The organism is Parashewanella tropica (assembly GCF_004358445.1).
In the GTDB taxonomy this organism is placed as follows: domain Bacteria; phylum Pseudomonadota; class Gammaproteobacteria; order Enterobacterales; family Shewanellaceae; genus Parashewanella; species Parashewanella tropica.
The window spans coordinates 4,037,584-4,057,387 of record NZ_CP037951.1; the positions used below are offsets into that span (position 1 = coordinate 4,037,584).

The 19,804-nt window shown below is 43.3% G+C and carries 21 protein-coding genes, 1 pseudogene and 1 riboswitch; of the genes and pseudogenes, 17 read left to right on the forward strand and 5 right to left on the reverse strand.

Features of this window, described 5'->3' with window-relative positions; all coding sequences use genetic code 11:
- Positions 1 to 7 precede the first annotated feature (7 nt).
- The 3 genes and pseudogenes from E2H97_RS17930 to ftnA form a co-directional block, all read right to left on the reverse strand.
- Positions 8 to 253 (reverse strand): annotated as a pseudogene (locus E2H97_RS17930) (GIY-YIG nuclease family protein); the annotation flags it as partial.
- Positions 254 to 433: 180 nt separating this feature from the next.
- Positions 434 to 967 (reverse strand): hypothetical protein, encoded by a 534-nt coding sequence (locus E2H97_RS17935; RefSeq protein ID WP_133408384.1) that lies wholly within the window; start codon positions 965 to 967, stop codon positions 434 to 436.
- 397 nt (positions 968 to 1,364) lie between these two features.
- Positions 1,365 to 1,898 carry a non-heme ferritin gene (gene ftnA, locus E2H97_RS17940; RefSeq protein WP_133408385.1) on the reverse strand — a complete coding sequence of 178 codons (534 nt, stop codon included), beginning with the start codon at positions 1,896 to 1,898 and terminating at the stop codon, positions 1,365 to 1,367.
- Between the two features lie 232 nt (positions 1,899 to 2,130).
- On the opposite strand from ftnA, the gene moeA reads away from it, so the two are divergent.
- Both moeA and moeB read left to right on the forward strand, forming a co-directional pair.
- Entirely contained in the window at positions 2,131 to 3,384 is a 1,254-nt protein-coding gene (moeA, locus tag E2H97_RS17945) for a molybdopterin molybdotransferase MoeA (protein WP_133408386.1), read from the forward strand.
- Positions 3,385 to 3,393: 9 nt separating this feature from the next.
- Positions 3,394 to 4,155, forward strand: a complete 762-nt coding sequence (moeB, locus tag E2H97_RS17950) for a molybdopterin-synthase adenylyltransferase MoeB (RefSeq protein WP_133408387.1) — start codon at positions 3,394 to 3,396, stop codon at positions 4,153 to 4,155.
- A gap of 69 nt (positions 4,156 to 4,224) precedes the next feature.
- Here the strand turns inward: moeB and E2H97_RS17955 are convergent, their stop codons facing one another.
- Positions 4,225 to 4,860, reverse strand: coding sequence for a MarC family protein (locus E2H97_RS17955; protein WP_133408388.1), 636 nt, complete (start codon positions 4,858 to 4,860; stop codon positions 4,225 to 4,227).
- A gap of 177 nt (positions 4,861 to 5,037) precedes the next feature.
- Here E2H97_RS17955 and E2H97_RS17960 point away from each other — a divergent pair, with 177 nt between their 5' ends.
- The 3 genes from E2H97_RS17960 to E2H97_RS17970 all read left to right on the forward strand — a co-directional run bounded on the left by E2H97_RS17960 (position 5,038) and on the right by E2H97_RS17970 (position 8,822).
- A complete protein-coding gene (locus E2H97_RS17960; protein ID WP_133408389.1) occupies positions 5,038 to 6,408 on the forward strand; it encodes a beta-propeller fold lactonase family protein in 1,371 nt (456 codons plus the stop codon).
- Positions 6,409 to 6,481: 73 nt separating this feature from the next.
- Entirely contained in the window at positions 6,482 to 7,192 is a 711-nt protein-coding gene (locus tag E2H97_RS17965) for an SDR family NAD(P)-dependent oxidoreductase (protein WP_133408390.1), read from the forward strand.
- 124 nt (positions 7,193 to 7,316) lie between these two features.
- Positions 7,317 to 8,822: a hypothetical protein gene (locus E2H97_RS17970; RefSeq protein WP_133408391.1), complete on the forward strand. Its 1,506-nt coding sequence runs from the start codon at positions 7,317 to 7,319 to the stop codon at positions 8,820 to 8,822.
- A 51-nt stretch (positions 8,823 to 8,873) separates the two neighbouring features.
- Here E2H97_RS17970 and E2H97_RS17975 read toward each other — a convergent pair whose 3' ends face one another.
- On the reverse strand, positions 8,874 to 10,523 hold the full coding sequence (locus tag E2H97_RS17975) for an electron transfer flavoprotein-ubiquinone oxidoreductase (RefSeq protein ID WP_133408703.1): 1,650 nt from the start codon (positions 10,521 to 10,523) through the stop codon (positions 8,874 to 8,876).
- Positions 10,524 to 10,751: 228 nt separating this feature from the next.
- Positions 10,752 to 10,912, forward strand: a riboswitch (molybdenum cofactor riboswitch).
- On the opposite strand from E2H97_RS17975, the gene moaA reads away from it, so the two are divergent.
- From moaA to E2H97_RS18035, 12 genes are all read left to right on the forward strand, one after another.
- On the forward strand, positions 10,900 to 11,880 hold the full coding sequence (gene moaA / locus E2H97_RS17980; protein ID WP_133408392.1) for a GTP 3',8-cyclase MoaA: 981 nt from the start codon (positions 10,900 to 10,902) through the stop codon (positions 11,878 to 11,880). Its footprint overlaps the riboswitch before it by 13 nt.
- Before the next feature lie 23 nt (positions 11,881 to 11,903).
- Positions 11,904 to 12,428, forward strand: coding sequence for a molybdenum cofactor biosynthesis protein B (gene moaB, locus E2H97_RS17985; protein ID WP_133408393.1), 525 nt, complete (start codon positions 11,904 to 11,906; stop codon positions 12,426 to 12,428).
- A 5-nt stretch (positions 12,429 to 12,433) separates the two neighbouring features.
- Positions 12,434 to 12,922: a cyclic pyranopterin monophosphate synthase MoaC gene (gene moaC, locus E2H97_RS17990; protein ID WP_133408394.1), complete on the forward strand. Its 489-nt coding sequence runs from the start codon at positions 12,434 to 12,436 to the stop codon at positions 12,920 to 12,922.
- Positions 12,919 to 13,170: a molybdopterin synthase sulfur carrier subunit gene (moaD, locus tag E2H97_RS17995; protein ID WP_133408395.1), complete on the forward strand. Its 252-nt coding sequence runs from the start codon at positions 12,919 to 12,921 to the stop codon at positions 13,168 to 13,170. Before moaC ends, moaD begins: the two co-directional genes overlap by 4 nt.
- A 3-nt stretch (positions 13,171 to 13,173) precedes the next feature.
- Complete coding sequence (gene moaE / locus E2H97_RS18000) at positions 13,174 to 13,629, forward strand: molybdopterin synthase catalytic subunit MoaE (RefSeq protein WP_133408396.1); 456 nt, start codon at positions 13,174 to 13,176, stop codon at positions 13,627 to 13,629.
- Positions 13,630 to 14,415 (forward strand): molybdate ABC transporter substrate-binding protein, encoded by a 786-nt coding sequence (gene modA, locus E2H97_RS18005; protein WP_246029026.1) that lies wholly within the window; start codon positions 13,630 to 13,632, stop codon positions 14,413 to 14,415. It abuts the gene before it with no gap.
- 21 nt (positions 14,416 to 14,436) lie between these two features.
- On the forward strand, positions 14,437 to 15,105 hold the full coding sequence (modB, locus tag E2H97_RS18010; RefSeq protein WP_133408398.1) for a molybdate ABC transporter permease subunit: 669 nt from the start codon (positions 14,437 to 14,439) through the stop codon (positions 15,103 to 15,105).
- Positions 15,098 to 16,168: a sulfate/molybdate ABC transporter ATP-binding protein gene (locus E2H97_RS18015; RefSeq protein ID WP_133408399.1), complete on the forward strand. Its 1,071-nt coding sequence runs from the start codon at positions 15,098 to 15,100 to the stop codon at positions 16,166 to 16,168. Before modB ends, E2H97_RS18015 begins: the two co-directional genes overlap by 8 nt.
- 274 nt (positions 16,169 to 16,442) lie before the next feature.
- Positions 16,443 to 16,961 carry a hypothetical protein gene (locus E2H97_RS18020; RefSeq protein WP_133408400.1) on the forward strand — a complete coding sequence of 173 codons (519 nt, stop codon included), beginning with the start codon at positions 16,443 to 16,445 and terminating at the stop codon, positions 16,959 to 16,961.
- A gap of 8 nt (positions 16,962 to 16,969) precedes the next feature.
- Complete coding sequence (locus E2H97_RS18025) at positions 16,970 to 17,647, forward strand: response regulator transcription factor (protein WP_121838020.1); 678 nt, start codon at positions 16,970 to 16,972, stop codon at positions 17,645 to 17,647.
- 49 nt (positions 17,648 to 17,696) lie between these two features.
- Positions 17,697 to 18,953, forward strand: a complete 1,257-nt coding sequence (locus E2H97_RS18030; RefSeq protein ID WP_133408704.1) for a sensor histidine kinase — start codon at positions 17,697 to 17,699, stop codon at positions 18,951 to 18,953.
- A 14-nt stretch (positions 18,954 to 18,967) separates the two neighbouring features.
- Positions 18,968 to 19,648, forward strand: a complete 681-nt coding sequence (locus tag E2H97_RS18035; RefSeq protein WP_133408401.1) for a TIGR01621 family pseudouridine synthase — start codon at positions 18,968 to 18,970, stop codon at positions 19,646 to 19,648.
- Positions 19,649 to 19,804 lie beyond the last annotated feature (156 nt).

The window sequence follows — 19,804 nt, forward strand, 5'->3', positions numbered from 1 at the left end:
GCATCGCTCAGCATTGCCTTTTTATTAAGGCTAGCTTTTGAGTCCGAGAGAGCTTTTTTATGGCTATTTCTCTTTTTAGTGCCGTACTTTTATCAAAAACTGATTCACTATAAAGCAAAGTCAATGGCCCTTTACCTCGCAAAAATTTTGCGGCTTTTGCACCACCTGTTTGATGCTCATTAAATCGACGTTCAACATCTGTTGTTATTCCTGTATACAGTGGTCCATCATTAGCGCATTGGATCATATAGACCCACCATTGAGTTGGATTTATTACTGGCATTAATTACCGCTTTTTTAGTGAAACATAACAATGGAGTGACTCATCAAGTACCAATTCTTCAGCCATAATAGAAATCTCAAAGCTAAAATTGATACTTCCCTAATAAGGGTAATGGAAAAAGCAATAACAGAATATATCTAAGTACAAAACCTACCTTTTCCAAAATGCTTTCTTTGTAGTTTTTGCTGCCTCGGCTGTTTTTTTATGAACAGTGATCAATTCTTCTCCACTTGCATTCTTGTATCGATACATACCTTGTTCCCCCATTTCAGCCCGCTTTAATATTGCTTTTTGGTTTAGATCTAGGTCCACACCTTTTTTTTCTGCGATTCTGTACAGCTGTTGAAGTTTTTCAGCAAAATCATTATGAATGTCATCGGTAGTTGTGTGATTCCAGAAGTAGATCAATACTTCTTTTTGCTCCGACTCCCAATCACGATCAATACACATCATATTAGTATAAGACTCTTCTATTTTAGGTCCCCATCCACCTAAAGTCCTTACTTTGTAGGTATAAGTAAATGTAACAGGGTTAACTTCACAATCAGGCTGATCTTTAGGAGGAACAAATACTGATAAGCCCTTTACATCATTTTCTGATAACTTATAGTGCCATTGATCAGAACAGTCCCAAACCGATTCTAAAGTAAAACTACGTGATGTAGACGCCGCACCTTCAGCCATAATATTTCCAGCAAATTTTATGTATAGATAGCACTATCCTAGCGGCTATTTGCTTACTGTTTACTGAATGTAAAAATACGCTAAAAAAGCGCAATCGGTTTGATTCGGTTTTAGTTATTCTTTTTTCTGAAATAAAGCATAATGAAAACCAGCGCGATACCTAGACGAATGAGGATATTAATCCAAAACATTGAAGGCTCATCAGTCAAAGTATAGTGGCCGTTTCGAACAGACACCTTACCTCGATAGAGATCAAAAAGTATTAGTGCTGCCACAACACCAATAAAAACCAGTAACATTAACCTCTTCATTCCTTCAGCAACACCTCATGTGCTATCAATAAAAAAGCAGCCAATTCAGGCTGCTTTCTCATAGGATAACTGGAAAAAAACGTTTATTATCCCGCGCTGATCTGCGCATTCATCACGCTTTCGTGCCCTTGCCCAGCCATCACTTCAAGATCTTTATCGATGAAGAATAGCGCTTTACCGTCTTCACCCACTAAACGGATTTTATCAACAATCGACTTAAACAGTTTTTCTTCTTCATGCTGCTCAGCGACATACCACTGTAGGAAGTTGAATGTTGAGTAATCATGGTTAGTGAAAGCATGGTGAGCTAACTCATTGATCTTGCCAGTGATCATTTGCTCATGCTCATAAGTATGCTCAAACAATGACAATAACGAATCAAATTCAGACTGCGGAGATTCAATGGCACCAATTAACGGCATACCACCCGTCTCACTTACATAAGTGAACAAACGGCGCATATGTTCCATTTCTTCTTCAGCATGAGCACGCATGAACTTTGCTGCACCATCAAAGCCTTTGTCTTCACACCAAGCGCTCATTTGTAGGTATAGATTCGAAGAAAAAAACTCTAAGTTGATTTGATCATTCAACTGCTTAACCATCACGTCCGTTAACATGTATTTACCTCAATTGAGCTGGAGACATCATAATAGTCATATTGTGAGCCATCCCACATAAAAAATCAACAACACAAGATCACATAACACACTGTTAAATAAGAATAATTTTTATTTGCAACCCCATTTTGTTATAGATCAAACTGATACGTAGTTTATTTTTCTACACTTGCACTTACCCCTCAGCTAGTGGCAGCATTACGCCCATAACCAGACTTTTAAAGTGAATTGTATGTCTACGCCGTCCGATCCTTGTGCAAAACCAGAACTGATCCACCCTGATGATGCTCTCCCATTATTACTTGAGCAAGTCAATACTGTTACAGACACCTTAGCTCTCCCATTGGAAGAGGCTTTGGATCATGTGCTGGCAGAAGATGTCATTTCAAAAATCGACTTACCGCCGTTTGATAACTCTGCAATGGATGGTTATGCGTTTCGCTTTGCCGACCTCAACTCAGACACTGATATCACCAGCTTAACACTGGTAGGTGAAGCCTTTGCAGGGCATCCGTTTACTGGTGATATCCCTACTGGCGCCTGTGTTCGTATTATGACAGGCGCTCAAGTACCAAGCGCGTTAGATACCGTACAGATGCAAGAGCAAACGGAAGTACAAGGCGATCAAATCTGTATTACTCACCCAAGAAAAACAGGCGCCAATGTACGTTCAAAAGGTGAAGAGGTTAGTATTGGGCAAACAGTATTGAAAACAGGCACTGTAATTCGAGCTGCTGAGCTCGGTGTTCTCGCCACCTTAGGTCAAGCTAAAGTCACGGTATTTCGTAAACTCAAAGTGGCGTTTTTCTCCACTGGTGATGAACTCAAGCCTGTGGGCACAGAGCTAGAGCCTGGGCAGATTTATGACTCCAACCGTTACTCCATTCGTGGACTGCTCAGTAAAACAGGCGTGGAATGGATTGATCTTGGCATCATTGAAGATTGCCCCAATGCGATTAAACAAGCCTTTTTAAATGCCTCAGAGCAAGCGGATTTGGTATTGACCTCTGGTGGCGTATCGGTCGGTGATGCTGATTATGTAAAGCAAGTTCTAAAAGAGGTTGGCAAAATCACGTTCTGGCGCCTAGCCATGAAACCGGGCAAACCATTCGCTATGGGGGCATTACCTAATGCGATTTTCTGCGGGTTACCGGGTAATCCTGTCGCATCGATGGTCACTTACTATCAATTGGTACTGCCACTCATTCATAAAATGCAAGGGCGTGGTGGATTAAAACGTCAACTTGTCAAAGCGACCTTAACCCATGATATTCGCCGTAAACCGGGTCGTGTGGAATATCAACGTGCTGTGGTATCTCGTAACGCACAAGGAGAACTTGAAGTCAGTACTACAGGTGCTCAAGGCTCTGGCATGCTGACCTCGATGTCTTTAGCCAACAGCTTTTTAATTGTACCGAGAGAGCAAGGCGAGATGGTCGCTGGAAGCCAAGTGACAGTCGAACTGTTTAATCAGGTTTTATCATAGGGAGTTGTGGTGACCGATATTGTAAACGATCTGCTGACGGATCAAGAGTTGTTGCGCTATAGCCGCCAAATCTCCATAAAATCCATGGACATTGACGGTCAAGAAAAGCTCAAGCAAGCACGAGTATTGATATTGGGGATGGGCGGTCTTGGCTGCGCTGCCAGCCAATATCTGGCAGTTGCAGGTGTTGGTCATCTTACGATCGTAGATTTTGATACTGTTGAGCTGTCTAACTTGCAGCGTCAGGTGCTACATCATGATGCTGATATTAGTCGCGCTAAAGTGGATTCAGGCGCCGATAGCCTGAAACAGCTTAACCCTCATATTGATGTTGAAGCCATTAATCAGTCTCTTGATGAATCTGAAATCTCTATATTAGTTGCTAACCACGATGTAGTGGTGGATTGCACCGATAACCTCACGATTCGTCAGCAGTTAAACCATGCGTGTTTTCAACATAAAACCCCGTTGGTTTCTGGTGCCGCCATTCGTATGGAAGGGCTATTGACAGTGTTTAACTACCAAGCAAATACACCATGTTATCAATGCTTTTCAAGCTTATTTGGTGAACAGCAACTGACGTGTGTGGAATCCGGGATACTTGCCCCCGTCATTGGGGTGATGGGCAGTTTACAAGCTTTAGAAACCATCAAAGTTATTACCCAAATAGGTGAGCCATTAGTAGGTCGAATTTTGATGTTTGATGCCATGACCTTACAAATGCGGGAAATGAAACTCAACCCTAATGCCAACTGCTCTGTGTGTCATTAGTCTAATCAACGCGGTTTTCTTACAATAGGATAAACAACAGAAAACCGCATTGCTAGCTCGAACAAAAGGCTACGGCTGTACCCAATTTTGCTGTATGTGGCTAATACTACCCGTTAATAAAAACTCCACCGCCATAGAAGCAATGATTAGCCCCATTAATCGATTTACGATACTGGTCACATTGTCACTGAGCAGTTTTCCAAAATGATTCGTCAACCAAAACACTAACATGATGATTAAAGTATTCGTTAAAATGACGCCTACCATTAGCAGCTCATGCAGCAAAGAAGGATGCATGTGAGTGTAAATCACGACGGTACTGATCGTGCCCGGCCCCACTAACATCGGCATAGCCAGTGGTACAATAGCGATTGCCATCGGACTTGAGGATTGTTCATCGTTATCGCTCGAACTAATATTTGTTTTACTACTGACAAGCTGCAGTGCGCTCAAGAACAATATCGCACCACCAGCTACCTTAAAGGCTTCGATAGAAATCGAAAAAAAGTTAAGGATGTTTTCGCCAAAAAACGTAAACAAGGTCAGAATAGAAAAAAACATCACCGCCGTAAGGCCGATGGTTTTTAATTTATCAATGTGGCTATATTCTCTGGTTAACCCCAAATAGACGGCCGATGCGGCGACGGGAACCGTGATTGCAAATAAGCTTACCGTGAGCTTGATATATTCATTGAACTCTATCATTAAAACGAAACTCCCTGTTTAAACGACTATAACTTCCTATTACGCTTAATTAGCTTAGTACAGCTATCAATCATTTTTTCGGCTGAGGGCGATGCCAGCTAATATTTTTAGGTTGAAGCAAAAATGCTATGGCTATCTATACTTAATCCATTATTCTGAAATGGAAGTTAGATAGTCATGAAAAGGATTTTTAAAACCGCTGTTACCCTTATGTGCTTTGCCACGATCTCCGCCTGCTCTGATCACAAAAAGCCTTCGATACAAATGGTCTACACCAGCTCTAACAGTGCCAGTGATAACCATGTTGTCGCATTAACCTTAAAATCCAATGGTCAGCTTGAACAAACTGCTGAATACAGTACAGGTGGACAAGGTACTGGTGCAGGTTTTCCCAACCAAGGCAGTATACGAGTGATTGACGATCACTTACTGGTTGTCAATGCTGGTGGCGACACTAACGGCAGCATAAGTGTATTTGATATCAACCCATCCAACGGAGCCTTAACCCGTGTTGACCAAGATTTAAGTACCGATGGTATTCAAAATATGGACTCTCAAGGATATCGACCCAGCTCAATTGATATCGTTCAACATAACAGTACTCAGTACGCGGTAGTGACGAACCAGTATCAAACACCTGAGTGCGAAAAAGTGGCCGACAATCGTAATTTTTTTGATTGTCTCGATGCCGATGGCAATTCGATGAGTGACCTAAGGGATAATGATTTTCCTGGACGACGGAATATCGCTATTTTCCGATTTGAGAATGGTCGCCTATTTCCACTCGCCACTCCTCATACTTTCACCGTCGGAGTTGGGGGACCAGTTCAAGCGTCATTTAGCCCAGATGGTACTAAACTCGCACTGACCACCTTTGGGATCCCAAATGCTGCCAACCCTGCTGACCCAACGCAGCAGCAACCTTCCAGAGTGTTTTTATTTAACACTCAGTTCTCGCAAGATACTCTGAGTCTTGAGGAAGTGGGGAGCTTTGCTAATCGTGGGATTTCAGCATCTGTTGGCTTTAGCTGGTCATCTGACAGTCGCTATTTGTATGTCACTAACGCGATTTTGTCAGCCACGCAACAAGCCTCTAATGTGATCACACTTGATACGACTGACGTTGGAAACCAATTTAATACCTTAGACGATCAAATTCCTGCTGGAACTGGGGAGGTGATGGCAGATGGACGTCCTGCAGCTTGTTGGACTTGGCTCAGTGCTAATAACCGAAATTTATATGTTGTTTCATCAGAGCCTAATCGCATTAGCTACTTTCACGTTGATGGCTCTCAACTGTCCCTCATTGATCAAGTTGATAGAAAAAGTGCCCCTGCTGGAGATGCCAAAGATATTATCTTTAATCGTGATAACGAATTGGCATTGGTGCTTGGTGGTGAAAGCCATACGGTATCCATATTCCAAGTCGCAAATGATGGTAAGTTGACAGAGTTAGATAACTCGCCATTACAGTTAACCTTACCCAACGATGATTCAAGACGTTACATTGGTCTTGCCATATATCCTGCGCAATATATGGGATTTTAAAACACCTTAAGGTTGAACAAAAAGGTCACTTCTCTCGTATAAAAGAGGTAAGTGACCTTCAATTCATAAACATATGGAAATACTAATCATCGGTGGCAGTGGCGGCATAGGACAAGCGTTGATAAAAGAGGCGTTAAGACGCTTTGATTATGTTACCATTTACGCCACTTATCATCGAAACAAGCCCCAACTAAAAGCACCGAATCTAGTTTGGTATTCTCTAGATGCCACCAATGAAAGCCAGATCCATTCACTGTCACAATTGTTTTCTCACTTAGATTTATTGATCAATGCCATCGGCTTTTTGCATACAGAAAAACGCTTACCAGAGAAAAGCCTGCAACAATTTGATGATGAATTTTTCGCGCAAAACATAAGTCTTAATACCCTACCCACTCTGCTGCTGGCGAAACACTTTCAATCAGTACTAAGGAATAATGGCCAACTGAGCCATTTAGCCGTGCTCTCAGCTCGGATAGGCAGTATCAGTGATAATCGCTTGGGAGGTTGGATCAGCTATCGTTGCAGTAAAGCGGCGCTCAATATGGCGATAAAAACCATTAGTATTGAATGGCAACGGACTTTAAAAAACTGCTGTCTATTTGGGTTTCACCCCGGTACCACGGACACTGAGCTCTCCAAACCGTTTCAACACAATCTCAAACCCAAGCAACTGCAAACGCCGAGGCAAACTGCTGAGCGCTTCTATGATGTGTGTCAACAATTAACAGAAACTGATAGTGGTTGCTTTGTAGACTATCAAGCTAAATCGATTACTTGGTAAGTCCTTCTTTAAATGACTCCAATACCTCAAACAAACAATGAATAATAATTAACTCAAATTAATTGGTTTGTATTTTCTCTTTATTCCAGAATCGGAGCTCTATTATCTCAGTTTGGGCATTGAGATGCGTTTATTTCAACTTATTATTAAGTCATTAAATACATTTGTACTTTTTTCTATTGTTATCTCCCCCATGTCGTTAGCCGATCGGCTCTCTAATACGTCATTACCCATAAGTGTTCATACGTTACAAGTTGATTTATCAGCAGATCCCAAACCTGTACCACTTGGGTTTATCTACACCAGCACCAATGATCCTAAGGGCAATACTGTGTTACAAGTAACCCGTTATAGTAATGGTCAAGTGGGCAATGAAATCAGTTATCCAACAAGGGGAGCTGGGGCTGCCGATCCTAATAGAAACGGCTTATCCAAGGGTAATTTCGACTCTAGTGGTGCAATGCAAATCGTCGATCACTATCTGTTTACAGTCAATGCTGGAGATAACAGCTTTACAGTTTTTAATATTAATAAAACCAACGGCAATTTAACCTTCCTATACAAAGTATCATCTGGAGGTACTCGTCCTGTCAGCTTATTAGCGGTCGCTCAAACAAAATTTCCCAAAAAAGATCCAAAAGTGCCGCTACCAACAGGAATATACCGAATATTTGTAGCAAACCAGCAAAGTAACCCTAGCGTTCAAGGTGATGGAAAACAGGTAAAGCGTTACCCAAATGAAGCATACTTTAATCAAGATCTTACCGTCTTAGATAAAAGTGACTCACAACGCAATGTGTCAGAATATACTTTCGACAGTCATACCGGTAAGCTCACTCTATTTAAAGCGCCTCTGTTCACCTTTAACCGCGATAGTGGCGGTCCTATTTCGTTAGGAGAAGCCGACTCTGGAAGAGGTCGGTATCTGCTTGTTTCGACCGCAGGTATCCCACACCTGTTCACAGAGCAACCTGAGACAGGGCAATTTTTTATGCACCCTAGTCTCATTCGCGCCTATTACTTCGATCAAGATACAGGAAGTGTGTTTTATTGTTGTAAATGGCAACCGAAGAGTTTTGCTGGTGTCAGTGGATTCTTAAACGACTACTTTGGCGTTAACCTTAACTTTGTTTTATCAATGAATCACAATGATGATCAGCCTGATTTTACGGGGTTACTCAACATTGATAGTAAACTTGTAAGCAGTACTAAAAACCAATTGCCATTGATAGATGGAAACACCCACCTAACTCATAACGGCTGGATGGCAATGACTTCAATACAAAGCGCATTCCCATACCGCTATTACGTTTCTAGCTTTGATAATAATGCCGTTATGACTTTACAGTATCAGCCTTTTGGATCCCCATCAGTCACCATAAAGCAGTTTACATACCGTAAAGATTACGCGCCTAAAGGTGACAGTAAAGATCTGTATGTCACACCAGACGGAAAGTACGTGTATAACCTTGGTGCCTTTCGCTCTTATTCATTAAGCGGTTTTGCCGCCGATGATAGCGGCCTTACCTATCAAGGCCAATATACTTTTAAAGCCACTCAGGCTGCCGCGGGACAAGCTGGCCGCTATAATTTTATGGGCTTAGTGGGTTTCGACTTAAATAAGAAATGACATAAAAAAGCCGGATAATATTGTCTTATCCGGCCGATTTTTATCTGGCTACTACATATTCGGGTAATTCGGACCACCACCGCCTTCAGGCGTCACCCATGTAATGTTCTGGCTTGGATCTTTAATATCACACGTCTTACAGTGAATGCAGTTTTGTCCATTAATGACAAAGGTCTTCTCGCCAGCGTCTTCCACCACTTCATACACACCAGCAGGGCAATAACGCTGTGCTGGCTCGTCGTATTTCTCAAGATTCACCGCAATTGGAATGTTCACATCGGTCAATTTTAAATGACACGGCTGATCTTCTTCATGGTAAGTGTTGGATAAATACACCGATGATAATTTATCAAAGGTGAGTTTGCCGTCTGGCTTCGGGTAATCAATCACTTTATACGCCGACTTTTCAGCCATTTGCGCATAATCAGGGATTTCATCACGCAGTGTGATCGGGAACTTACCGCCAAACCAATTTTGGTCAATATAGTTAAACGCACCACCTAATAGCGTGCCGAATTTGTGCAGCGCAGGACCAAAATTACGAGAGCTATAGAGCTCTTGATACAACCAGCTTTGTTCAAATTTAGTTTGATAGCTGTCGAGATCTTTTCCGCCTTCAACACCTGCCATTAAGGCTTCGGCAATGGTTTCAGCGGCAATCATGCCACTCTTCATTGCAGTGTGGGTGCCTTTGATCTTCGAGAAGTTCAATGTACCTGCATCACAGCCCACCAATAGACCACCAGGGAAACTCATTTTTGGCAATGAGTTTAATCCACCTTTGGCAATGGCTCTGGCACCATAAGTTACACGCTCACCACCTTCTAACTCTTTAGCGATAACAGGGTGTGTTTTATAGCGTTGGAATTCATCAAATGGGCTAAGGTGTGGATTTTGGTAATTCAAGTCAATGATCAAGCCGACGACCACTTGGTTATCGTCAGCGTGATATAGGAACCCACCGCCAGAGGCACCTTCTGTTAACGGCCAGCCACCTGTGTGAACCACTTTACCGGCTTGATGCTTATCTGCTGGAATGGTCCAAATTTCTTTAAAGCCAATGCCATAGTGTTGTGGTGTTTTGCCGTTATCAAGGTCAAATTTTTGGATTAACTCTTTACCAAGATGACCTCGGCACCCTTCAGAAAATACCGTGTACTTGGCGTGCAACTCCATACCCGGCATGTAACTGTCTTTTGGCTCACCGTTTTCACCCACGCCCATATCGCCAATTAAGATGCCTTTTACGCTGCCATCTTCATGATACAGGGTTTCACTGGCGGCAAAGCCTGGGAAGATTTCGACGCCTAAGCCTTCGGCTTGCTCAGCCAACCAGCGACAAAGATTTCCAACACTGATGATGAAATTGCCTTCGTTATGCATGGTCTTAGGCACAAAGGCATTCGGCATTAAACGGCTATTTTTATCAGAATTCAGCAGATAAATTTCATCATGAGTCACAGTGGTTTTTAGAGGTGCATCTTTATCTCGCCAATCACTGAACAGTTCATCAAGCACTTTAGGCTCGAATACTGCCCCAGATAAGATATGAGCCCCAACCTCAGAGCCTTTTTCAACCACACACACGGTTAACTCTTGCTCTGTATCTTGAGCTATTTGCATAAGACGACAAGCGGTTGCAAGACCAGAAGGACCAGCCCCGACAATCACTACGTCAAATTCCATCGATTCGCGTTCCATCATTTCACCTTTTGCTTTGATGTCTTGATACTTCGATTTGGTATCGAATGTTTTTTAGGCTCACCTTACCTCAAATGTCGCTTTCAAACAAAAAAGAGCCCACAAGCACATTGAATTAATTTATGTGATCTTGCTCTCACCTGTCACAGATAATTAACGCGACCTTGATAAGGGTCAATAATTCATCTGCTTTAGCTGTCTTATCAATGAGGTATTTCGTATACTCAAATCACAACGAATCTCCGAGCCCGTTGTTCTACGTTTTGACAAATATGAATGACTGGCCGTAACGAACAATAGATCAGGATTAAACGGTCTAATCGTTACCAGGGTGGTCTCAGAAATGGTACCGCCTCCCGAATTTGGAAAGGTGATCATGTCCCAATTAGTCGATGACTTCGGCCGTAAGTTTAGTTACTTGCGCCTATCGGTAACCGATGTTTGCAATTTTAAATGCAGCTACTGCTTACCCGATGGTTATAAGCCCGATGGTAAACCTTCATTCTTGCGTTTAGATGAAATTCAGCGTTTATTAGGTGCCTTTGCCAGTGTTGGAACCCAAAAGGTTAGGATCACTGGTGGTGAACCTACACTTCGTAAAGACTTTACTGACATCATTCGTGCCGCCAATGACACCGACGGTATTCGAACCATTGCCACCACCACCAATGGTTATCGCTTAGAAACACACGCAAAAGAGTGGTTTGATGCCGGTCTTAGACGCATCAATGTGTCGATGGACAGTTTAGATCCTAGGCAATTCCAGCAAATTACGGGTGAGAATAAATTTCATCAGGTGATGCGTGGAATTGATGCCGCCTTAGACGCCGGTTTTGAACGCATCAAAATTAATGCGGTGTTACTCAAAGGACTCAATGATAACGACCTACCGAAGTTTTTATCTTGGCTGAAAACCCGCCCTATTGATGTGCGCTTTATCGAGTTGATGGAAACGGGACTCGGTCGTGATTACTTCAAAGAGCACCATCTAAGCGGAAATACCATCAAGGCAAAATTACTGGCACAAGGTTGGTTTCATCAATTGCCGCAAGCCACCGATGGACCGGCGATGAATTTTTGTCATCCTGATCATCAAGGTCGAATTGGGCTTATCATGCCGTACTCGAAAGATTTTTGCAGTACCTGTAATCGTCTTCGAGTCTCCGCCACCGGTAAATTGCATTTATGCTTGTTTACTGAGGCTGGGGTAATCCTGCGTGATTTATTACAGCACGATCACCAGCAGCAAGAGTTAATCGAACGCCTGCACCAGCAACTGCACCAGAAAAAAGCCACTCATGATCTTCATCATGGGATCACCGGCATCACCAAACATCTGGCATCCATCGGCGGGTAAAACCCACAATAATAGGTACTAGCATGGCGAAATGTACGACTAAAGAATTTGTGCCATTAGGTGTTGCGGTATTAACCGTTTCTGATCGGCACACTTTTGACTCCGACACTTCAGGCAGTGATTTAAACACTGCGCTCACTGAAACGGGTCACCACTGCGTTGAGCGTCAGATCAGCAAAGATTGTATTCATCATATCCGCGCGATTGTCAGCCAATGGATCGTTAATAATGAGATTCATGCCATCATCATCAACGGTGGCACAGGTTTCACCGAAGGCGATAACACCCCTGCAGCAGTTTCCGTTTTGTTTGATAGACCCATGGAAGGCTTTGGTGAATTGTTTCGTCAACTGAGCTTTGACGATATTGGCACGTCTTGTGTGCAATCACGTGCTATCGGCGGTTTAGCCAATCGCACTGCCATTTTTTGCTTACCCGGCTCACCGGGCGCTTGTCGTTTAGGTTGGGAGCAGATCATCAAACCACAATTGGATGCGCGAACTCGTCCCTGTAATTTTGTCGGACACCTTTTGAAAGGAAAGCAATAAAAAGAATGAATACCCTGACACACATTAACGCCAGCGGCGATGCCCATATGGTGGATGTTGGTGACAAAGACGTCACCGAACGCACCGCTCGTGCTGAAGCGATTGTCGACATGGCACCTGAAACTCTAGAGCTGATTTTATCCGGTCAACATCACAAAGGGGATGTGTTTGCTACCGCGCGTATTGCAGGCATTATGGCGGCGAAGAAAACGTCTGACTTAATCCCACTTTGTCACCCGCTCATGATCACCAAGGTTGAAGTCGATATTGAAGCGCAGCCAGAACAAAACCAAGTTCGCATCACCACCCTTTGTAAACTCAAAGGGAAAACCGGCGTTGAAATGGAAGCACTCACCGCCGCATCCGTCACCGCACTCACCATTTACGATATGTGTAAAGCCGTACAAAAGGACATGATCATCAAAGATGTTCGTCTGCTGGAAAAACAAGGCGGTAAATCAGGACACTTTGTAGCAGGAGAAACAGTATTATGATCACGGTTTTATTTTTTGCTCAAGTACGTGAACGTCTGGGTTGCGCGCAAATCGAAGTGCCATTTAATGATGAAGTCACAACAGCCGAGAGCTTACGACAACATTTAGCCCAGCGAGATGAAAAATGGCAACAAGTCCTCAGCGCCGATAAGTTATTGGTAGCCGTGGATCAAACCATGTGTGATTGGCAAACACCACTCAAAGATAACACCGAAGTGGCGTTTTTCCCTCCAGTAACGGGTGGGTAAGCAATGGAAAACACGCACATTCTTGTTCAACAAGCCGATTTTAACGTTGCAGATGAATACACCCAACTGAGCCAAGACGACAGCGATGGAGCCATTGTCACTTTCGTCGGCAAAGTACGAAATCGCAATGAAGGTAATGATGTCAGCCAGCTAACTCTAGAGCACTACCCAGGAATGACCGAAAAAGTGCTGCAAGAATTGGCACTAGAAGCAAGAGAACGCTGGTCGCTTAATCATATTCGCATCATTCATCGCGTTGGCACTATGGAGCTCGGTGAGCAAATCGTGTTTATTGGCGTCACCAGTCAGCATCGCCAAGCTGCGTTTGATGGTTGTGAGTTCCTAATCGATTTCTTGAAAACCAAAGCCCCGTTTTGGAAACTCGAAGCCACGGATAAGGGTGATAAATGGGTTGATGCTCGTGAGACGGATCAGCACGCCACCAGCCTCTGGCAATAGATGACTATAGAGACCTCAACCATGACTCGATTTCGCTCAGTGATTTTGTTTCTGCTGCTATTCGCGCCCGCTTGTTTTGCTCAAGATATCCCTACCGTAGCGGCGGCGGCCAATGTGCGCTTTGCGTTAGATAAAATCCAACAGCAGTTTGAGCATGATACGGGCAAGCAAGTCAGGATCAGTTACGGCTCTTCAGGGCAACTGATGCAACAAATTAAACATGGGGCACCGTTTGAAATTTTTTTAAGTGCCAATGTCGATTATGCCCAGAAAATCGTAGAGGCAAAGCTGGCGCCTCCACCCGCTAAGGTATACGCCATTGGTCGCTTAGCCATTATGCATAACAAGCATGTTAAGCTACCACTGAGTAGCGATTTAGCCTATCTGAAACAAGAACTGCAACAAGGCAAAATTCAGCGCTTTGCCATTGCGAACCCTGATCATGCACCTTATGGCGCTCGTGCTAAAGATGTATTGCAAGCCATTGGCGTTTGGCAACAAATTCAACCTAAGTTGCTCTATGGCGAAAACGTAGCGCAAGCGGCGCAATTTGCGCTTTCTAATGCTTCCCAAGGCGGAATTGTGGCTTTATCTCTTACTAAAGCAAAAGGTTTTAGTAATAAGGCTAATGTAGTTGCCATTGATGCCAAGCTGCATCCAAAATTGACTCAAGCTATGGTGTTGCTCAACAATGCGTCAGATACCGCTAAAGCCTTTTATGCTTATTTGCAATCTCCAAAAGCACAGCAAACCTTGGTAGACTTCGGGTTTGATCTTCCAAAATAATTAACCTCGCAAAGGAGCCTTATGGATTGGCAAGCGCTGCTGCTCTCAATAAAACTGAGTGTGATCACCACCTTAATTTTGATCCCCATTTCGATTTTGGTAGCAAGGGCGTTGGCATTTAATCAATTTCGAGGCAAAGCATGGGTTGAAGCCTTAGCTATGACGCCGCTGATCCTTCCACCTACAGTGATCGGTTATTACTTACTGGTGGGCTTTGGGCAACAAAGTTGGCTTGGTCAAACCTTACAAACGGTCTTGGGCACTCCCATCGTATTTCATTTATCAGGTTTGGTATTGGCGTCTCTTTTGGTGAATATCCCCTTTGCACTACAACCCATTCAACGAGCTTTCGAAGCCATTCCAGATGATGTCCGTGATGCCGCCGCTTGCTGTGGTCTTAATCGCTGGCAATCCTTATGGAAAGTAGAGATCCCCCTCGTGTGGCCTGGAATTTTAACCGCCATCGTGTTGTGTTTTTCTCATGTGTTAGGTGAGTTTGGTGTGGTGCTGATGATAGGCGGTAACATTGCGGGTGAAACCAAAACTTTATCCATTGCTATTTATGATAAAGTTCAAGCCTTTGACTTTGACGCCGCAGGCATTATGTCATTAATTTTGCTTATTTTTGCCGTGAGCACTTTAGCGTTCACGACTCATCTAACCAAAAGAGTGGGAGTGAGCCGTGACTGAGTCATTTCAAGGATTGATGTGCCAGATAGAAACACCATTCCCCACTCCCATAAAAGCGAGTTTTGGTTGCAGAAATGGTGAAATAACAGCCTTACTTGGTGCATCTGGCGCAGGAAAAACCACGTTACTGAAAATACTCGCTGGCCTTATCAAACCACAGCAAGGTGAGATCAGCTTAAACAATAAAATTTGGTTTGATGATAACAGGCACTTTCATTTAACACCTCAACAACGCCATATCGGTTACGTTCCTCAACATTTTGGCCTATTTGAGCATCAAACGGCACTAGAAAATGTCATTTCGGGACTCAGCCATTTACCTAAATCTCAGCGCCATATTCGAGCCGAAGAGTGGCTTCATTTGGTCAGCTTAGCCAAAGAGCAGCACAAAAGACCATCACAACTTTCAGGAGGGCAGAGACAACGAGTCGCACTCGCTCGTGCTCTCGCCAGAGAGCCCGACTTATTACTCTTAGATGAGCCCTTTTCCGCCGTCGATCCCCAAACGCGCAAACAGTTACACCTACAATTGCTCAAGCTTAAATCCCGAATCCACTGCCCAGTGGTAATGGTGACCCATAATATCCAAGAAGCTCAATTGTTAGCCGACCATTTACTCTTGATGGAGAATGGCGGTATTTTGCAACAGGGGACAACTGATGAGGTGCTTGCTCGGCCAAATTCAGCAGCGGCAGCTCATTTATTGGATCATCAAAACCTAGTCTATGCCACAGTGATCAACCAAGACTCATCTTCACTGATCACTTCTTTACAACTCGGTCATCATCAGCTTCATTTGTGTGATCATAAAGTTCGGCAAGTTGGTGAGCGTGTTGAATGCCTACTGCCATATGAATTAAAAAAATCAACAGCCTCTGAAGCCATATCTATCACATTAGATATTTACAGCCACTATCAACATGGTCACTATCGTCAAGTATTGGCCACCATTGCAGGTGACACGACACCATTAACACTCAACTGTGATCTCAGTACCATCGAAACGTCAAGCACCTCCCAATTGCTTTGGCGCATATCCACTAACGACATAACTTTACTCTAAGATGATCAAATCTTAATGCTGTCGACACTAGGATTTAAGCAACGGTTGAGTACACTTCGTTAACCGAGTTCGTTCCAAAAACGGCGTTTGCCACAGTCTCAGCTGAATTTTTTGATAAATCCAAATCCTCAACCATACTTTGATGTAGCAAATTTGATGGGAACTGGATCTCAATCGTTATAAGCAGCCGATAATCCACAGGCAATTGGATTTATCTCAGCAAACGTCATTCATTCTACGGTTTACAGTATTGCAACTGTATGTGGGGGAAGATATGCGTTGGCTGCTTGGATTATTGTTATTCAGTAGTGCAGCAATGTCGGCACCAAATGTCGTGACATTACTTGCAGATGAGAATAATCAAGATCCCATCAAAACGATGCGGCAGATTGAACGTTCTGAACCTGGAGTGATCTCCTCATTCAGCGTCAACTTGAACAAGAAGAAACTGCAATATATATACACACTGGTCAATTTGCGCAACGGGACAGTGACACACTTTGAGTATCGGGGAACAGATGGTCATTTACTCAAACGGTATATTTCCACTTTGGTTCCTAAAGAACACTCAGAGTTAGAAGCAGTCAGATTTATTGAAAAAAATAAGCTACTGTTTTCTAAATTGGTCGATCTAGCCATCGATAAAAGCCAAGTGCATTTATTGAAAGCTGAGCTGGATCATGATCTGGGCATTAGCTATCTTGAATTAGAGTTAATCGATGACAATGGACCTTATCGGTTAGCATTTGATGTAGAAACACTGCGCCCGTTACCGTTGTTAAGATGGTACTAAGGAGTAATATGAAAGTCTTATTGGTTGAAGATGATGCAACAACACTTGACTATATTGTCAAGGGATTTACTGAGCAAGGCCACAATATTGAAACCGCCAACGATGGCCATCAAGGTCTGTTGCTCGCCACAAGCAACCAGTATGATTTGATCATCTTAGATCGAATGTTACCGAGCCTTGGCGGATTGAAGTTACTGGCCGCAGTCAGAGCAACAGGAAATCAAACCCCAGTAATGCTCCTCTCAGCATTAAGCCATGTCGATGAGCGAGTAAAAGGCTTAAGAGCCGGTGGTGATGACTACATGACCAAGCCATTCGCCTTTTCAGAACTTTTGGTTCGTTGTGAAAAATTGATGCAACGTGGTCATACCCAGCCAATGCAAACTCACCTTAAAGCCGGACCGTTGGAAATGGAACTTCTGACCCGTAACGTCACTCTAGACGGGCAAGAAATCATGTTACAGCCCAAAGAGTTTCAGTTGCTTAAGTATTTGATGGAACACGTCAATCAAGTGATAAGCCGAACTTTACTCTTTGAAGCAGTATGGGATTATCATTTTGATCCTAGAACCAATGTGATTGATGTCCACATCGCCAAACTCAGACGCAAGTTTGAAGAACTGGGTCATGGTGAGCTGATCGAAACAGTCAGAGGTGCAGGTTATCGCTTACGGCAGAGGAATTAATCCTTATCAAAGTAGCGCATGGCGGATAACGATTGTTTTCTCCATATTGGTGACCCTTATCATTGGTGCTTTGCTGTTTGGTCTCTACAAACAGCTCAATATGGAGCAAAATTATCAAGTCAGTGAAAATTTACAAAGCCAAGCTCAGCATTATCAACAATTAGCCAGCACTGTCTCACGAACTAAATTTGCTGAACAAATCAGTCGTGCAGACTCCAAGGCCGTACTCGTCGCTTGGAAAAATGGCAATAATGTCATCGGCGCATTAAGTTTTATGCCTGATGACATGCCCTTTCTACCGAAAACCAAAGATTTTCCCATTCTCACCACAGGCCCAGATAAACTGCATATTTTGACTGGTGGTATCGTTCATACCAAATATGGCAACCTCCTCATCGCCAATCGTACCGATCATTTTACGGCCATGCTCGATAAATTTGTCAGCGCTTCGGCTACAGCAATCATGGTAACCATCATCGTTGCACTGGCTATGGGATATGTATTTTCCAAAACCATTTTAAGTCGCTTAACTCATTACAACCGTCTGAGCGAAGAAATAGAACAAGGACGCTATGACACTCGATTTCCACTCAGTTGGCGCAATGATGAATTCGATGTGCTTGCCAATCAATTTAATAAGGTCCTCGATACCCTTGAGAATAATTTGATGGCGATTCGCGGGATCACCGACAATATCGCTCACGATCTCCGCACACCACTTTCTCATCTACGCATCGGTATTGAGCAGCTTATTAACCAACCGGCTGATAATATTCATGAACATTGTGCAAACTTATTAGAAGAGTTAGATCACTGTTTGAGCACCTTTGATGCCATGCTTTCTCTCACTCGCATCGAAGAAGGCCAATTAGAATTAGAACGCCAGCCTGTGAGCCTTCATACTATTTGCCACGATCTGCAAGATATGGCCGAAGCTCTTGCCGAAATGAACCAACAAAAGCTGAACATAGAATTGGGCAATGACTATACATTAAGTGCTGATAAGCACTTGTTATTTCAAGCCTTATTCAACCTTGTTGATAACGCGATAAAGTATTCAGGGGAAAATGCCACTATTGAAATTCAACAGGATGGTCGCCATCTGAAAATCATTGATAATGGCCCAGGGATCCCCGATGAATTTAAAGAAAAAGTCTTCGAACGCTTAGTCAGACTCGACCCGAGTCGCCATCACCAAGGCACGGGTTTAGGATTATCTATGGTAAAAGCTATTCTAACCCGTCACAATGCCAACATCAGTTTGGCCGATAATCATCCTGGATTGATTGTCAGTATCGATTTTTAAATATAGCGATAACGATGAGTTCCAAAACCTTTACTTTGCTGCATCAAGCAGACGATTTTATCGTGATTGATAAAGCCCCTAACGTTCATTTTCATAGTCAAGATGGCAGCGCTGGCGTTGTTGCGCAAGTTGAACAACAGCTGCAGAAAAAGCTTTATCCAGTGCATCGGCTTGATACCCCAACGTCAGGATTATTAATACTCGCTACCTCTTCAGCCGCCGCTGCACGTTTGGCTGAAAAGTTTAAACGGCATCAAATCCAAAAATATTATCTCGCGTTAGCAAAAGGAAAGCCGAAAAAGAAGCAAGGCAGTATTATCGGAGATATGGCGAAATCGAGGCGAGGTATGCACAAACTATTACGTTCGACAGAGAACCCTGCCATGACCCAATTTTTTAGTCAAAGTATTGCGGAAGGGGTACGCTTATATTTGCTAAAGCCACTCACCGGACGTACACACCAATTACGGGTCGCCCTTGCCAGTATTGGCAGCCCTATCTTGGGCGACCCGTTATACGGCAAACATTCCGCAGATCGTTGTTATCTACATGCTTATCAATTGGAGTTTGAAGATTCTGGGGAGCAGTATAAATTTACCTCAGATCCAAAAGTTGGTGAGTTGTTTAATTCACAAGCCATTTGTGATCAACTAAACCTATGGCAGCAACCTTTGAAATGGCCAAAGATAAAATAACTTCAGCCCTGAATAAGCAAAAAAAAGGACTCTTACGAGTCCTGCATTCACGAGCAATTGGTTGCCCTAATCTTGCCCATCAGATACTACTCTTATCAACTTAACCTTGGCTGACTGTATGACAATTTAAAGAATTTCAAAGGCAATTTCTCGCTT

Excerpts from the sequence above, each read along its gene's own strand:
- E2H97_RS17935 (WP_133408384.1), bottom strand. The coding sequence starts at position 967 with ATGGCTGAAGGTGCGGCGTCTACATCACGTAGTTTTACTTTAGAATCG.
- ftnA (WP_133408385.1), bottom strand. The coding sequence starts at position 1,898 with ATGTTAACGGACGTGATGGTTAAGCAGTTGAATGATCAAATCAACTTA.
- moeA (WP_133408386.1), top strand. The coding sequence starts at position 2,131 with ATGTCTACGCCGTCCGATCCTTGTGCAAAACCAGAACTGATCCACCCT.
- E2H97_RS17955 (WP_133408388.1), bottom strand. The coding sequence starts at position 4,860 with ATGATAGAGTTCAATGAATATATCAAGCTCACGGTAAGCTTATTTGCA.
- E2H97_RS17960 (WP_133408389.1), top strand. The coding sequence starts at position 5,038 with ATGAAAAGGATTTTTAAAACCGCTGTTACCCTTATGTGCTTTGCCACG.
- E2H97_RS17965 (WP_133408390.1), top strand. The coding sequence starts at position 6,482 with ATGGAAATACTAATCATCGGTGGCAGTGGCGGCATAGGACAAGCGTTG.
- E2H97_RS17970 (WP_133408391.1), top strand. The coding sequence starts at position 7,317 with ATGCGTTTATTTCAACTTATTATTAAGTCATTAAATACATTTGTACTT.
- E2H97_RS17975 (WP_133408703.1), bottom strand. The coding sequence starts at position 10,523 with ATGGAACGCGAATCGATGGAATTTGACGTAGTGATTGTCGGGGCTGGT.
- moaA (WP_133408392.1), top strand. The coding sequence starts at position 10,900 with ATGTCCCAATTAGTCGATGACTTCGGCCGTAAGTTTAGTTACTTGCGC.
- moaB (WP_133408393.1), top strand. The coding sequence starts at position 11,904 with ATGGCGAAATGTACGACTAAAGAATTTGTGCCATTAGGTGTTGCGGTA.
- moaC (WP_133408394.1), top strand. The coding sequence starts at position 12,434 with ATGAATACCCTGACACACATTAACGCCAGCGGCGATGCCCATATGGTG.
- moaD (WP_133408395.1), top strand. The coding sequence starts at position 12,919 with ATGATCACGGTTTTATTTTTTGCTCAAGTACGTGAACGTCTGGGTTGC.
- moaE (WP_133408396.1), top strand. The coding sequence starts at position 13,174 with ATGGAAAACACGCACATTCTTGTTCAACAAGCCGATTTTAACGTTGCA.
- modA (WP_246029026.1), top strand. The coding sequence starts at position 13,630 with ATGACTATAGAGACCTCAACCATGACTCGATTTCGCTCAGTGATTTTG.
- modB (WP_133408398.1), top strand. The coding sequence starts at position 14,437 with ATGGATTGGCAAGCGCTGCTGCTCTCAATAAAACTGAGTGTGATCACC.
- E2H97_RS18020 (WP_133408400.1), top strand. The coding sequence starts at position 16,443 with ATGCGTTGGCTGCTTGGATTATTGTTATTCAGTAGTGCAGCAATGTCG.
- E2H97_RS18025 (WP_121838020.1), top strand. The coding sequence starts at position 16,970 with ATGAAAGTCTTATTGGTTGAAGATGATGCAACAACACTTGACTATATT.
- E2H97_RS18035 (WP_133408401.1), top strand. The coding sequence starts at position 18,968 with ATGAGTTCCAAAACCTTTACTTTGCTGCATCAAGCAGACGATTTTATC.